Origin of the sequence: Burkholderia sp. BCC1644, assembly GCF_902833225.1 — a bacterium.
Taxonomy (GTDB): Bacteria; Pseudomonadota; Gammaproteobacteria; order Burkholderiales; family Burkholderiaceae; genus Burkholderia.
In genome coordinates, this window is sequence record NZ_CADFEI010000011.1 from 184,279 (window position 1) to 199,905 (window position 15,627).

At 60.6% G+C, this 15,627-nt stretch carries 10 protein-coding genes; 1 reads left to right on the forward strand and 9 read right to left on the reverse strand.

Going from position 1 to position 15,627, the window contains the following annotated elements:
* The 3 genes from HWX87_RS22835 to HWX87_RS22845 are packed head-to-tail and all read right to left on the reverse strand — an operon-like array spanning nt 1 to nt 2,831.
* Nucleotides 1–1,017: a glycosyltransferase family 4 protein gene (locus tag HWX87_RS22835; RefSeq protein ID WP_176049402.1), complete on the reverse strand. Its 1,017-nt coding sequence runs from the start codon at nt 1,015–1,017 to the stop codon at nt 1–3.
* A 6-nt stretch (nt 1,018–1,023) separates the two neighbouring features.
* Nucleotides 1,024–1,989, reverse strand: a complete 966-nt coding sequence (locus HWX87_RS22840) for an SDR family oxidoreductase (RefSeq protein WP_176049403.1) — start codon at nt 1,987–1,989, stop codon at nt 1,024–1,026.
* On the reverse strand, nt 1,986–2,831 hold the full coding sequence (locus HWX87_RS22845) for a glycosyltransferase family 2 protein (RefSeq protein ID WP_176049404.1): 846 nt from the start codon (nt 2,829–2,831) through the stop codon (nt 1,986–1,988). Before HWX87_RS22845 ends, HWX87_RS22840 begins: the two co-directional genes overlap by 4 nt.
* Before the next feature lie 591 nt (nt 2,832–3,422).
* Between HWX87_RS22845 and HWX87_RS22850 the strand changes: the two genes are divergently transcribed.
* Nucleotides 3,423–4,649, forward strand: coding sequence for a hypothetical protein (locus HWX87_RS22850; protein WP_176049405.1), 1,227 nt, complete (start codon nt 3,423–3,425; stop codon nt 4,647–4,649).
* A 164-nt stretch (nt 4,650–4,813) separates the two neighbouring features.
* On the opposite strand, the gene HWX87_RS22855 is transcribed toward HWX87_RS22850, so the two are convergent.
* From HWX87_RS22855 to HWX87_RS22880, 6 genes are all read right to left on the reverse strand, one after another.
* Complete coding sequence (locus tag HWX87_RS22855) at nt 4,814–7,102, reverse strand: glycosyltransferase family 2 protein (protein WP_176049406.1); 2,289 nt, start codon at nt 7,100–7,102, stop codon at nt 4,814–4,816.
* A gap of 5 nt (nt 7,103–7,107) precedes the next feature.
* Entirely contained in the window at nt 7,108–10,476 is a 3,369-nt protein-coding gene (locus HWX87_RS22860) for a class I SAM-dependent methyltransferase (RefSeq protein WP_208456545.1), read from the reverse strand.
* Nucleotides 10,477–10,627: 151 nt separating this feature from the next.
* Nucleotides 10,628–12,061: a mannose-1-phosphate guanylyltransferase/mannose-6-phosphate isomerase gene (locus tag HWX87_RS22865; protein WP_176049408.1), complete on the reverse strand. Its 1,434-nt coding sequence runs from the start codon at nt 12,059–12,061 to the stop codon at nt 10,628–10,630.
* A gap of 86 nt (nt 12,062–12,147) precedes the next feature.
* Nucleotides 12,148–14,025, reverse strand: a complete 1,878-nt coding sequence (locus HWX87_RS22870; RefSeq protein ID WP_176049409.1) for a glycosyltransferase family 2 protein — start codon at nt 14,023–14,025, stop codon at nt 12,148–12,150.
* Between the two features lie 17 nt (nt 14,026–14,042).
* Complete coding sequence (locus tag HWX87_RS22875; RefSeq protein WP_176049410.1) at nt 14,043–14,792, reverse strand: ABC transporter ATP-binding protein; 750 nt, start codon at nt 14,790–14,792, stop codon at nt 14,043–14,045.
* A 10-nt stretch (nt 14,793–14,802) separates the two neighbouring features.
* The gene (locus tag HWX87_RS22880; protein WP_176049411.1) at nt 14,803–15,585 is read right to left on the reverse strand and encodes an ABC transporter permease; all 783 of its coding nucleotides are present in this window, start codon (nt 15,583–15,585) and stop codon (nt 14,803–14,805) included.
* Nucleotides 15,586–15,627 lie beyond the last annotated feature (42 nt).

A 15,627-nucleotide genomic window follows, 5' to 3' on the forward strand; every position in this document is an offset into this window, starting at 1 on the left:
TCAATAGTTGTTTTCGGTGGCCGACTGAAACCGGCGCCAACGCATGTCGATCAACCATCCGAAGCATGCCAGGACGCCATACCACGCGAGGAACGACAGCCATTGCTGCAGTTCGGGGCGGCCCTTTGCCCACATGGCCAGAATTATGCCCGCGAGCATGATGAGGTACCAATAAACGGCGGTCCGACCGTGGCTGACGCCCGATCGGACCATCCTTTGATAATAATGCTCGCGGTGCGCCTGCCAGAACTTTTCTCCGCGTAACAGGCGTCTCAAAAGTGTTACAGATGCGTCGGCAATAAAGGGCGCGAATACCATCGCAGGGAACCAGATCGGCCAGACATCGGTACGCCAGCCCCAGTAGCCCAGCGCACCGGCCAGGAATCCGAGCGGAATCGAGCCGGCATCACCGAGGAACAGTCTCGCCGGGTGGAAATTGAGCAGAAGAAAGCCCAGCGCCGCGCCGGCGACCGCCGCGCCCGCCACGGCGAGATCGGGCGACGCATGTGCGCCACCGAGCGCCGCAACCGCGTAACCGCCGAAGCCGAACAGCGCCATGCCGCCCGCAAGGCCGTCGGCCCCGTCCATGAAGTTGTACAGGTTCGTCAGCCAGACCATCGCGAAACCCACGCCGGCGAGCAGCCACCAGGGTGCATCGGCCGGAAAGACGACGATCAGCGCGACGACTGCCGCGAGGTGCGCCGAGAACCGCACGCGGGCCGGCAGCCCGCGCCGGTCGTCGATCTGCGACATCGCGGCCAATCCCGCCGCGGCGACGGCGATCAGCCAGAGCCGCGGCGACAGCGCCAGCAGCGCAACGACGCAAACCGGCACGATGCCCCATCCGCCGACGCGCGGTGTCGGCAGCGTATGAAGCGAACGATCGTTCGGAATGTCGGTCGCGAGGCGCCAGGCCCACCCCGTGGCAAGCAGTACGCGGAGAATCGTCGTCGAGGCGAATGCGGCGGCCAGGGCCACCGCGGCCGTGGTGAGCCAGGTGGGGTTCGCGAGAAGCATGTGGTCTTATTTTCGTGTATCGCGCGAACGATACCATGCGGCGGTCGCTTCGAGGCCCTGGCGGGTCGTATAGGGCGGATGCCAGCCCAGCACGCGCCGGATCCGGCCCGTGTCGAGCTGCAGGCTGCCGGTCAGGCGATCGATGGCCGCGCTGCGGCCGGTCAGCTTGCCGGCCACGCGCAACAGGGCCGGCGGAACCGCAAGCAGCCGCGCCGGCTTGCCGAGCGCGTCGCCGACGAGGCGCAGCAGGCCCGCGACCGACGGTGCATCGTCGTCGGCGACGTGAAAGCATTCGCCGGCCGCGCGCGGGTCGATTGCGCAACGCAGCAGCGCATCGGCGAGGTTGTCGACGTAGACGATGCTGCGGCGCGCTGCAACCGCGCCGAGCGGCAACGGCATCCCGCGCGCGACCGCGTCCATCATCCGCAGGAAGTTGGCGCGGACGGCCGGCCCGTAGACGAGCGGCGGACGAACGATGACGACGTCGAGCCCCGCCGACGCACCGAACTGCGCGAGCTGCCGCTCCGCCCGCAGCTTCGAGCGGCCGTATGCATCCTGCGGATCGGGTTCGAACGCCTCGGACAGCGGCACCCCGCCGTCACGCTCTCCGACCGCCTTGATGCTGCTCGCGAACACGATGCGGCGCACGCCGTGATGGCGCGCCGCCTCGGCGAGACGCAGCGTGCCGGCGACGTTGGTGGCGTCGAATGCGGCGTCGGGATCGGGCGACTCGTCGCGCATCACATGCACGCGCGCGGCGAGATGGATCACGCAATCGGCGGCCAGGTCGGCCGGCCAGCTTTCGTCAAGGCCGTCGAAATCGGCGGTGTCGTGTACCCATTCGCGCACGCCGTCGATGCAGCCGCCCGGACGCCGCACCAGTGCGGTAACCGTGTGCCCGGCTTCCAGCGCGCGGCGGCAGACTGCACGGCCGACGAAGCCGTTCGCGCCGGTGACGACAAGGTGACTCACCAGAGCCTCCAGCCGAAGCGGTTGTAGAACTTGAAGGCCGATGCGGCGAACATGCGGATGTGCGCGAAGCCCTTGCGGGATGCGCCGCCGCCGTGATGAATCACGCGCACCGACGGGACATACGCGACGCGGGCGACCTCGTGCGCGCGCAGGCTCAGGTCGTAGTCCTCGAAGTACAGGAAGTAGCGCGGATCGAAGCCGCCAAGCTTCTTCAGGACTTCGGTCCGGAACAGCATGAAGCAGCCGCTGACAATGGGGGGATCCCAGACGACGTTCTGGCCGTTGATGACATCGCGCATTTCGTAGCGTGCGAGACGCTTCGCAAAAGGTGCGCGGAACCGCGCCGGCAGGAAGCCGCGCACGAGCAGATCGAGCATCGCCGGGTAACGGCGGCAGAGATACTGCTGCCCGCCCGCGTCATCGCCGATCCACGGTGTCAGCGCACCGGTGTCCGGATGCGAATCGAGAAACGCACGAGCGGCAACAAGCGCGTTTGCGTCGAGATCGATGTCGGGATTCAGGATCAGATGAAGCGGGCGCGTCGACGCTTCGATCGCGAGATTGTGCCCCCGCCCGTAGCCGACGTTGCCGTGGCCCGACAGAATCCGGGTTGTGATGCCTGCGGCAATGAGTCGGTCGATCATCGCCTCGATATTGCCGAGACCACCGTTATCGACCAGAAACAAATCGACCGGGCATTCGGGCGAGGCCGTACGCAGTCGTTCGCACGCAGCGACCAGACTGAACAGCGTCTGCTCAAGTTGAACGGCGTCGGGGTGATAAACGACGATGGAAACTGACAAACCATCATTATCGCGAGGGGGCACGCTTATTACATTCATCCGTGGTTCGACTGCGCGCCTGCATGATGAAGCGCTGGTTGGACAACTGCCGATGCATGAGAATCACACACTCGTACGGTTATCGAACCGTACAAGCCCCCTTTTCGTTTGAAAGGCGGTGTCGTCCCGACATTTTAACGTCTGCGTGCCGGGCAGCAATCATAAAATCCGCCCCCATTTTAAGCGCCGCGTCGAATACGATGAACCAGCACCATCGAACGCACGCGATACCCTCCCCGTGCGCCGCGCTCAACGGTTGACCGGCCGGAACGAATCGGTCTTCGATGAGTCAATGCTGCTCGCAAGTAACGCATGGTAACGGCATGTTTTGAAATTGCCGTACTCAAGTCGTGCCTGCATTTCGTGTCTGCTTAGAATGTACCTACTGTTTCCGGGTGCGCCACATGCCAGCCATTGGATACGGCACGTTGCCGTGCAACTTCGCCTGGAGTGCCCGCGCAGCCCTCGTCGCGGCCGCTTGAACATGGCCTCGCCGGCATCGCACTGATGGCACCAAGCAGCAACGCAATTGCCCCTCTTTATACAGGTCCGTTTCACTCTATGCTCAACTCCTCGTCCGCGACACCGACCTTGATCGTCGTCCTGGGCATGCACCGTAGCGGAACAAGCGTTCTCACGCGCGCGATGGAAACGCTCGGTGCCGATCTCGGCTCGAGACTCATGCCTGCGGCAGCAGGAAACAACGACAAGGGATTTTTCGAAGATCTTGACGTCAATCAGATCAACATCGATGTCATGCACGCCGCTGGGTTCGACTGGGACACCATGGCACCGATCGACTCTAGCGCGATCGACATGCACCGACTCGATGAGCTCCGTGTCAAGGCCGCGGCCATGATTCGTGCAAAATGCGGCGGCAAGACTTTTGCGCTCAAGGATCCGCGCATTGCCCGCCTACCCTGGTTCTGGCAACCCGTCCTTGCTGGATTGCAAATCCGCGTCGTGTACGTCATTGCCATTCGCAATCCGATCAGCGTTGCACGCTCGCTCCTGGAGCGCGACCGGTTTGCCGAAGAAAAATCGCATATCCTTTGGCTCGCTCACACGCTTTCCGCGCTCGAGATGACCGCCGGTAGCACGCGGACACTCATCAGTTACGATGCGCTGCTGGATGCACCTCGAGCGGAATTGGCGCGAATCTCGTCCGAACTGGGATTGCCGCTGATCGAGTCCGAGGCTGCAACATTCGCCCGTGAATTCATCGACGGCGACCTCAGGCACACCAGATTTGCCGCGGAGGACCTCGATCTGCTTCACTCCGCGCCCCGCCAGGTCAAGGCGCTTTTTGCCGCACTCGACGAATCGGTACGAAGCAGACTTTCGGCCGACAATACGTTGCTCTCCGATGCCGCCAGAAACGCGCGTACATACCTTGACGACATCTCGCCACTTTTAAGATATGAATGGCAACTCGATCGGCAGTTCCACCTGACACAAGCGTCCGAGCAAGCAAGCGACGCCGCGCTCCACGATCACCAGCGCGCCACCGACACATTGAATGCGACCATTGCGTCGCTTAACGAAACGATTCACGCATTGGAACAGCAGCAGCAAGCATGGTCCCAAGCACTGCAAAGCGCTCATACCGAACGCGACGACGCGCGTAACAGGCAGGGAGAACTCGAGGCACAGCTGCGCTCGACTCATGCTGCGCTCGCCGACACCGAATCGAAGATGACGACTGCAAGCACGGAACTCGACGACTTACGCAGATCACAGATCGAGTTATTGACGTCGAAAAGCTGGCGAATAACATCACCCCTGCGCACGATCAAGCGCTTGTTGACGAGAGCCTGACCGGGCAACGACACCACCGCCAGCCTGACACTTCACAACCCGTATCCCTTTCCAGGGAATGCGGGCTGCCATATGTCCAACCATGCCCGTTGCGCTAACAACGCAACGTTGCACGCCGCCCCCGACCGGAAAGCCCGCGACACAAGTGGCGGCCACGCATGACCCTACACCGCCATATCCTCGCTCAGATCCTTCTGCTCGACCCACGGCCTGCGCACGCGCGGCGGAAAATTGGGGCGGAAATCGCCGCCACTTATGGTCAGATTCGGGTTATAGAAAGGATCATTCCTGATGACATCCGCCCAGATTCTGCGAAAGTTATCGCACTCCTCAAGGAACTGCCGGCGGCGATCTTCGTTCGTCGGCAATCCGAGGCTCGCCGATTCGTGATGGAAAAGCAGTGCGCGCGGCGTCCATACATTCGCGTAACCCGCCTGTCCGAGACGCATGCCAAGATCCACGTCATTGAACGCCACCGCAAAATTGACCTCGTCAAAACCCGAGACTTCGAGAAAGACTTCGCGGCGCATCACCACGCATGCAGCCGTCACGGCCGAGTACCGCTGAGTACACGCAGCACGTCCGAAATAGCCGAACGTTTCGCCAGGCTCTCCGACGTGCGGATGCCCCGCGAGGCCGCCGATACCCACGACCACGCCACTGTGCTGGATCGTCCCGTTCGGATAAAGCAGCTTGGCGCCAACCGAGCCGACTTCGGGGCGCAACGCGTGCCCGACCATTTCCCGTAACCAGTTCGGTTCGATCACTTCAATGTCGTTGTTCACGAAAGCCAGCAACGGCGCATCCGTCTGGGTCACGGCCCAGTTATTCAGCGCGGCAAAACTGTACGGCTTGTCGTAGTCGAGCAAACGCACCTTTGGCGATTGCAGCGCCTGCGCGAAATACTCCATCGTGCTCGCTTCCACGCTGCGATTGTTCACGATGACGATTTCATAGTTCTCGTAGGTCGTTTTCTCAAGAATCGAGTCGACAGCAACACGAAGCAGTTCGACCTTGTCCTTCGTCGGAATGATGATTGCGACCTTAGGCTCAGGTGCAGGAACCGGCCACGTAACCTGGTAGTAACCGAGATGTGGCTGACGCTCCACCATCGCGCTCCGACCGGTTCGCTCGAGATGCTCGCGAATCGCACGCTCTGCAGCCTCATACGGATACAGCTTCTCCGTCGTGGCAAGCGCGACGGAGCCACTGATTGCACGCCAGTGGTAAAGAATGAACGGAATATGCCTGATGCGCTCCGGCGTGGTTTGCTCGCTGAAGCGAAGCGTCACGTCGTAGTCCTGGCTACCGTTGAACGCACTCCGGAAACCGCCGATCTCCCGCAGTATCGACGTGCGGTAAACCGCCAGATGAACCACCGCGTTCTGCGACAGCATCAGATCGTAGTTCCAGTCCGATTTGAACCACGGCTCGTAGCGCTTGCCCTGCTCGTCGATCTTGTCCTCGTCCGAGTAGAGCATGTCGAGATCGGGCTGCTTGTTCAGCTCCACCGCCATCATATACAGCGCGTGCGCGGCAAGCTCGTCGTCATGATCGAGTAGCGCGCTGAACTCGCCTGTCGCAAGCGACAACGCCGAATTGGTGGCCTCGGCAATATGTCCGTTCGTCTCGCGACGCAAATATCGGATTCTCGAATCCTGCGCAGCATATCGTTCGCAAATCCGCTGCACATGAGGTTGTGGCGACGCATCGTCGACGAGGCACAGCTCCCAGTGATCGTAAAGCTGCTCCCGCACCGACTCGATGCATCGGATCAGGAATGGCTCGGGCGTGTTGTAGAGGGGAACCAGCACGGAAATGAGCGGACGATACGCCAGGCGCTCGATATGCGCCGCGATCCCGGATACGTCGTCCTGCGACAACGTATCGTAGCGTGCCACCCAATCTCCATACTCGTTACCCGACTGGCCTGGCAAGGTGTCGGTCGTGCGATCCCTGAGTGCGTGCCGCAGCGCGCCAACGACGCCACGCTCCTTGACCAGCCGCATGGCTTGCACGGCATACGGAAAAACCATCCCGGGCTTGTCGCGAAGCGCGCGGATCACAGGCTTCATGCGTCGCCAAGCCAGCGACAATCTTGACATGGGTTGAATCGACAACCGCTTGATCCTGAAACGTCCGGGACAGCTCATCGGATCCAGGCGAATCGCCCGTACATTCGCCGGAAATACAACCATCGCACCCTGCGCAGACAAAGACGTTACGGGCAACGCCTGCGCAAGCTCCTGCGAAAATCCGGTGCCGGCGTCGAAATAGAACGTCGGAGCGAGAACGCCGCTCTCGAGTTCGACCTCGAGCGTGACGAGGTTCCACCCCGCCGAGATTCGAGCATTGCCGAAATCAAGCAGAAAATACGGATCCGCCCCGGTGGCAACCCACCACGGCCCGTCAGCAGTCAAATCATTCGCCGGGTTGAGTGTCGGCTCGATCATGTGAGTCATTTTTGAGTGGACGAGTTGCGGGACGAACTATCGCCGCCGGGAATCTGCGCAAACAGGTCGCTTACCGTCTGATCGAAACGCTGTGTCGAACAATCGACGGCAACGCGTTCAAGCGCATTCGTCCGCACTGCATTCCACAACACCTCGTCGTTATACAAGCGCACACATGCATCGGCATACGCATCGGCATCGTCCTCAGCAAGCAGATGCACACCGGACTCCCAACCCAGTTGTTCGGCAATCAGTCGAGTGGTCACCATCGGAACGCCATGCGATGCTGCAACCTGTGCCTTGATCGGGATACCTGCGGCGATTCGAGTCGGGGCAATGACGACGCGTGCAGCGTCGTACCATGGTTCAAGCTCATCGACTCGGCCGACCAGGTGCACGGATCGATCCTTCAATGCGAAAACACTGGCTGCCCGGTTATAGCCCACGATGTGGAGCTTGAGATCGGCGCCCAGTTTTTCGAGAACCTTCGGCCAGATTTGCGTGACGAACCAGCGCAGCGAATCGGCGTTGGGCGAATTATCGTCATGAATCCCGCCGACGAACAGGAAGTCGGCACGTTGCGCGAACGCACGCGGCGTCGGCGTCGGCTCGACCGCGTGGCCGAGCACGTAGACAGGCCCCACGCCATGCGATTCGAATTGACGCTTCTCAGCTTCGGACACGGAAATGATCGCCTTGGCCGGACGGGTCAGCGCAATTTCGCCTGCAATCATCTTGCGAGCTTCGTCTGGCGACACGGTCTCGCCAGACAATTTGCGCTCCAGCAGCACGCGCGACGAAAACAGCGACTCCGCATCGTAAATGATGGCCGTGTCGCTCACCCACGGCGACTTGCCGCCGTTGGTTGCTCCGAGGAACGCTTCCATGTTGTGCGGACGGCAAACCACGATCGCATCGTAGTATCCGGCCCGCTCCTTCAGAAACCGCGAAAGATCACGCGCAGAATAGTCGCGCATCACCTCCACCGAAACAGGAACCGTGCGCCGAATGGCCGGCCAGCTCTCTTCGTGGCGGAACATCGGGAAAAGCGTAATGTCTGCCCCCGCCTTTTCCAGTGCGCACAGAAGCTCCAGTGCGCGCGGATACCCGGATCCCAGGCTTTCATGCGGGACACGGTCCTCGATAAAGAGAAGCCTCTTTCGGTTACTGCGCGCTGCACGCGCCCACAGAATCTTCTCAGGCGCTACCTCGTGCTGCTCCTGGAGCCAGCCCGCGTGCCGCTCGCGGAAGATTCCATGGTTTCTCTGCTGCAGTTGCAAAGCTTGGGCACTGGTCGATGCGCTGCCGAATTCGTAATGCATGATGACGACATCCGGATCGAACACCACGCGATGCCCTGACTCCCACAACCGCAGACAATAGTCCGTTTCCTCATAGTAAGCAGGCGCGTAGCGCTCGTCGAATGCATTCAGGCGTTCGAACAATTGGCGTGGGGTCAACAGGAAAGCCCCCGAGCAATAGTCGACATCGCGGCGGAACATGTATTCCGCACCATCAGGCGCACCACCACGGCCGTAACCCGTGCACGCACCGTTTCGCCAGACCACGGATCCGGCCTCCTGCAGCAATCCGTCCGGCAATATGATCCGCCCTCCGACAGCGCCGATGTCGCCTTCCGCCTCGCACAGCGCGACCGCCGCCTCCAGCGAGCCCGACATCAGAAGTGCGTCGTTGTTGAGGAACAGCAGGTACTTGCCGCGAGCCTCCTTCGCCGCCCGGTTCGTACCCTTCAGGAAGTGCAGGTTCTCCTTGCTGCGGATGATCGTTGCGCCTTCGATACGATCAAGCAGCCGGGAAGTTGCATCGGTCGATGCATTGTCCAGAATGATCACTTCCGCCTTGATCTCGCTGTCGCTCAGGACTTCGGCGATCGATGCCAGGCATGCATAACTCAGCTCGACACTGTTATAGAAGATCAGCAGAATGCTGACGTCGGGCTCCACATGACGTTTGAATCGCAGCATCCCGCTCGAGGTCAAAAACGCGTCGAAACGCACCTTGAATCCGGCACGCATCGCCGCTTTCGCATCAGTTCCCAGTGCGCCATCCGAGGTTCCCGCGGCGGCCGTCGTCGCGCCACCGGCACCGGGAGCACCAGTAGACGAAAGTGCCAGCGGATTCACCGCTCCCGAGCCGCGAAGCCGCGTAATCACGGCCCGCATCGGTGCCGTCACGCGCCAGGATGTGGAACTCCGGAACGACTGAACGATCTGATCGCGCTCGCGAAGCTCGCTCTCCATCAAGCTGTGCAGTTGCCCTTCGTACTCGCTGTGTTGCTGTACAAGTTTCGCTTCGAGCCGCTCGACTTCGGAGGAGAGGCGCGCGCACTCCGCTTTGCTGGCAGCGCGGGACGATTGTTCGTCCCGTGCCCGCGCCAGATCTGCATCGAGTGCGACGATGCGTTGACGGAGAACCTCCTGCGCAGCCGCCGCATCCGCGGCGCCCGATTCCAGTGTCTGCCGAACCACCCGCTCCTGTGCCAGTTCCGACGCAAGAGCCCCGACACGTTCATCGAACCCGGCCCTGGCCGCCTGCGCTTCATTCGACAGGCGCACGATTTCTCCGCTCAGGTTATTGGCGTGCCTGTCGAGGTCAACCGCCTGGACATGACGACGAAAAGCCTCTCCACGCGCAGCAAACATCGCCCGAATCGTCGACGCAGCTGCAGGGTCGGCGCCCAGCGCCATCAGTTTGGCAATCAGCGGCGCACTCTCGGATCCCGTGCAAAGCACGCCGAGTCCCTCGGAGTTGTCGAACTCGAACGACGGGTACTTCGCCGACAGTTCCTGCCAAAGCTGCCAGACGCCGAACCCACGCTCGCGCACATTGATATCGTGGAAAAGGACAACTGCTCGATCCGAGAGTGCGTCGAACCATGTGTCGAAATCGTGCTTGACCGCTTCATACGTATGCAACCCGTCGATATGAAGCAGATCGATTTCTCCTTGCGGACGACTCGGGAAGTAGTCCCTCGCCTCGTCGAACGTCATTCTGAGTAGCTTCGAAAAGCCCGCGTAGTGCAGATCGTTGAACTTCGAGAGGCTATCGAATACCTCCTCACCGTACTGGCCGGCATGCTCGTCTCCCTGCCACGTATCGACCGCAAAGCAGCGCGTCGACAACCCGTACTGCGAAACCGCCTGACAGAATGCCGAGTATGAGTTTCCGCTGTGAGTACCCAATTCCACCAACACACGCGGCTGTATCGCCTTCACGAGCCAGAATGCGGTAGCGATGTGCCCCGCCCACGCGCCCGGAGAAACGAGCCGGCGCGGCTCCCAGAACAACTCACCGTCGATGCCCAAGGCATCGATGATTTCAGGGAGCGAATATTGACCAGTTGTATTTTCCACTTGATTCCTTCGTAGTCGGACGACTGTGCCGCCCCCGCCAGCAATCGATCCGGTGTTCAGACGAACGCAACGCAAACCGCTACAGCACACCTTGTCCATGCTCCGCCGGGCCGCACAATACGGCTTTCGCGACGCAACACGCGCACTTCACTCATATCGGCTTGACGTCTCGCCCGTAATTGTCTTCAAAGCGCACGATGTCATCCTCACTCAAATAAGCCCCCGACTGAACCTCGATCAGTTCGAGCGGGATCTTTCCCGGGTTCTCCAGCCGATGCTTCGCACCGAGCGGAATATAGGTCGACTGATTCTCCGTCAGCAGAAGTTCACGCCCGTCATTCGTCACTCGCGCAGTACCGCGCACGACAATCCAGTGTTCCGCGCGGTGATGATGCATCTGCAGACTGAGCGACGACCCCGGGTTCACGATGATCCGCTTCACCTGGAATCGCTCACCCTGATCGATGCTTTCGTAAGTTCCCCACGGGCGCACAACCTTGCGATGCGTTACTGATTCGTGCCGCCCCGATGCGTTCAGGCGCTCGACGATCGTCTTCACGCGCTCGGTTTCGCTCCGATGAGCAACGAGTACCGCATCCGCTGTTTCAACGACGATCGTGTCCTTCAGCCCGATCGCGGCCACCATCCGGTGGTCTGCCCGGATATAGCTGCCCGTCACGTCCTCCGCGATCACATCGCCCGACAATGCATTACCTTCCGCGTCTTTCTCCGTGATGTCGGCGAGCGCGGACCACGAGCCAATATCGCTCCAACCCATGCCCGACGCAACGACCATTGCCGCACGGTCGGTTTTTTCCATCACGGCATAATCGATGGAGATATCGGGACACAAGGCAAACGCTTGCGCATCCAATCGTATGAAGTCTTCATCGCGCCGGGCTTGTGCAACCGCTTGCTCGATGTGTGCCAGTACCGCCGGGGCATAACGGGCCAGATCTTCCAGATAGGCCGATGCCTTGAGCATGAACATGCCGCTGTTCCAGTAGTACCCGCCCTGGTCCAGGAAGCGTCCAGCCGTTTCTGCATCGGGCTTCTCCGTGAATCCATCGACGCGGCACGCTCCGCCGAATCCGTCCAGCGCTGAGCCGCTGCGGATATACCCGTAGCCGGTATGGGGGCTCGTCGGCTCGATTCCGAAAGTCACGAGATAACCTTCTCGAGCGATATCGGCTGCAGTCGATGCCAGATCCGAAAACATGGCTGTGTCGAGGATGACGTGATCCGATGGCAAGACCATCAGCAACGCATCCGGCGATCGTTCGACAGCAATCAGCGCGGCCGCGGCAACCGCCGGCGCGGTATTGCGCTTCATCGGCTCGAGGAGGATGGCTTCCGGTTCGACTCCGATACCGTGCAACTGGTCTGCGACCAGAAAGCGCTGATCCTGGTTTGCGATGACAATCGGCTCGGCCACACCCGCAACGCCGGCCAGCCGCTTTACCGTCTGCTGGACGAGCGTGTGCTCCCCCGTCAGCCTCAAGTACTGCTTCGGATATCCGCCGCGCGACATGGGCCACAAGCGGGTGCCGCTCCCCCCGCACAAAACGACAGGATAGATGTTCACGTCAACTCCATTCTCTCCGGTGCTTCGTCAATGATCTGTTCGACAGTTCACGTCGTGCACCATCGTCACCGGTTTCCGCAAGACGCCTAAGCAAGCGGAGCCACCCTGGGCGGCCATGCGAGACCGAAATCCTCACGGTCGAGGGTCAGGTTGGGGCTATAGCAAGGATCATCCAGCAACATCTTGCCCCATCGTTGCGTCATATACGCGGTTTCGCGCTGGAAACGCAGCTGGTTAGCGGGATCGGTTTCCGGGCCGCGCGTCGCGGATTCGTGGTGATACAACTCGGCAAACGGCGTCCATACGTTGCGGTAGCCGGCCTCGCGAACGCGCAAGCAGAAATCGACATCGTTGTAGGCCACGGCCAGATTTTTTTCATCCAGCCCGCCGACGTCTCGGTAAATCGACCTGCGCACCAGCAGGCAGGCAGCCGTCACCGCCGAAAACCCACTGACGAGACCGGCACGCCCGAAGTAGCCGCGCGTCGTCCGTGGAACGTGCTTGTGCGCGTTGCCAGCGACGCCGAGGATGCCCAGCACAAGACCGGCATGCTGCACGGTATCGTTCGGATACAACAATTTTGCCCCGACCGCCCCCACTCCGGGCTGCAGTGCCAGTCCAGCCATATTGGACAACCAGTCCGGAGAAATGACTTCGATGTCGTTGTTGAGCAAACAGACGAACTCACCGTTGGCGGACGCGACCGCGGCGTTGTTCAGCGCCGAATAATTGAACGGTCGATCGTCCCTCAAGACCCGAATTCTGGGGTCCTCAATGAGAGACTCGAAATAAAGCAACGCTTCCGCGTCATCCGAACCGTTGTCAACGATCAGGATTTCGTAATTTTCGTAAGTCGTGCGTTCGAGAATGCTACCGATGCATTGGCGCATCAAGTGCACTGCATTACGTGTCGGAATGATCAGCGTAACGAGCGGCGGCTGCGCCGGCAGTGCATGCCGTACGCGATAGCCATATCCGATGTATTCGGCATGCGCTGCAACATTCAGCCTGCCGAAATGCTCGTTGATGGACTTTTCGCCGACCACCGCCGCATAGGGCTTGGCTTCCACGCCGCTCGACGTGCTGGTCGAATGAATACGCCAGTGATACAGCACGCGCGGAATATGACGAATGGCATTCGCGTCGACGCGCTCGATGCAACGCAGCGCGAGATCGTAGTCCTGCGACCCCTCATAGCCGATGCGAAACCCGCCGACCTCGTCCAGCAATGCCTTCTCGTAGACGCCGAGATGGCTGAACATGTTCTGCGAATGGAACAGATCCGGGTTCCACTGACATTTGAAGTACGGATCCCGGCGTTTGCCACCTTCGTCGATCTTGTCCTCGTCCGAATAAATCAGACGGATGGACGGATTTTGCTCGATCGTATCCGCCACGCAGTAGAGTGCGTGCTCAGGCAAAAGGTCGTCGTGATCCAGCAACGCAACCCACTCGCCGGTTACCAGACCGAGCGCGCTGTTCGACGCCGCGGAAATATGGCCGTTCGTTTCGCGGAATACCACCTTGATCCGCGAGTCCAGTGCTGCATAACGCTCGAGCAGCGGACGAATCGCCGGATCCGGTGAGCGATCGTCAGCGATGCACAGCTCCCAATGCGGATAGAGCTGGCCGCGCACCGATTCAATCGCTTCCGCCAGCCACTCGGGACGGGGGTTGTAGACCGGCATCACGACCGAAATCAGCGGTGCCTTTGCAAACCCGCTGATGCGACGCCCGATCGCCTCGCGCATGGCGTCGTCGATCCGATCATGACGACTTATCCAGTTCGCATAGTCCTCAGGATCGATCGCACCGGGCGCACCGGCCATCATCCACGTGAGCTTGCGCTTGACCCCGCCGAAACCTTCGCGGCGATAGACGGCATAGCCCTGGCGCAACATGGCGCCAAGGTTCCTGCCCCCGGTGATCCGCCCTACAAGCGAACTGACTTTTGACAATGTCATCTGGATAACGGCGAGACTCAGGCTACCGCCGCCTCGTACTGCGACACGACCTCATCCGCTGGACCGAATGCGCGGACCCGACCGCGTTCCATCCACAGCGCCTTGTTGCAGACCTTGCGGATTTCGCTGTTCGAATGCATGGCCAGGACGACGATCTCGGCCCGACTATGCAGATCCGCCAAGCGCGCCTCCGCCTTGTGCATGAACGACGCATCGCCGACACCCATCACTTCGTCGAGCAACAGGATCTCCGCATCAACCGCAGTGGACACGGCGAATGCAAGTCGAACGCGCATGCCGCTGGAATAGGTACGAATCGGCAGATCCAGGTAGTCGCCGAGTTCGCAGAACTCCGCGATATCCTGCTGCTTCTGCCGGATTTCCGCGTCGGACATCCCGAGCAGCAACCCCCTCAGGCGAATATTCTGCATGCCGGTGGAGTTCTCATCCATGCCGAGGCTGATATCCAGCAAAGGCACGGCCTTGCCGCTGCGCGACACGGTACCGGCTGTCGGCGGGTAGATGCCCGCCATCACACGCAGCAGCGTCGACTTTCCCGCGCCGTTGTGCCCGATCAGCCCAATGCGATCGCCACGATCGAAGCGGACGTTGACGTCGTCAAGCGCGCGCACGACGATCACGCCGTCACTGCCCTCGGCAATACGATTGCGTCGCCCCATGCGCATGACCTGCTTCTTCAGCGAGCGTCCCTGCACGTCATAGATCGGCAAATCGAGCGTTACGTTCTTCAAATCGATATAGGCCACGACGTGCTCCTCAAACCCAGTACGGGATACGTTTCACATAACGACCGGTCAGCCACAACGCGACAATCCAGCCTACTGCGGCCATGCCGGCCGTCACCCCCCACGTCAGCGCACTCGGCGCCTGCCCGATCAACGGACCGCGTACGACATCGATCAGATAGGCGAGCGGATTCCACTCAACGATGAAGGTATAGCGGTTCAATGCGTTGGGACGAAAGATGATCGGCGTCACGTAAAACGCAACCTGCAGCAACGCCGAGATGATCTGGGGAAGATCGCGAAAGCGCGCGGACAGCAAGCCGACCGTCATCGCAATCCAGAGAATGTTCAGGATGTACAGCAGCAGGCCGGGAATGAACAACGGCAGGGTTTCCCAACTCTTCACGCCAAACACCGCCAGAAGCACGACGATGATCACCGCGTTGTGAGTCATCACGATCAGGTTGCGCCACACCACCTGCAGCATGTAGATCAGCTTCGGCGTCGCCATTTGCCTGATGTATGACGCGCTGTTGATGTAGGCGACGCTACCGTCCTGAATCGTCTGCGAAAGCAGCCCCCACATCACAAGACTCGCGGCAAGGAACGGCAGGTACGCGTGCATGTCCTGACCGAAGAGCGTGCCGTAGACGACGCCCAACGACCCGATCATGACGCCCATGCTGATCGTCAGCCAGAACGGACCGACCCGCGAGCGCGCATAGCGCTGCCGGATCTCCAGCCAGCCGAGCAGCGTCCATAACCGCCAGGACACGATGCTTTGTTTAAGGTCTGCAATTGCGACAGTGAGCATGCGATTCTTCAATAATAAATAGTTAGACGACAAATCCTGGAA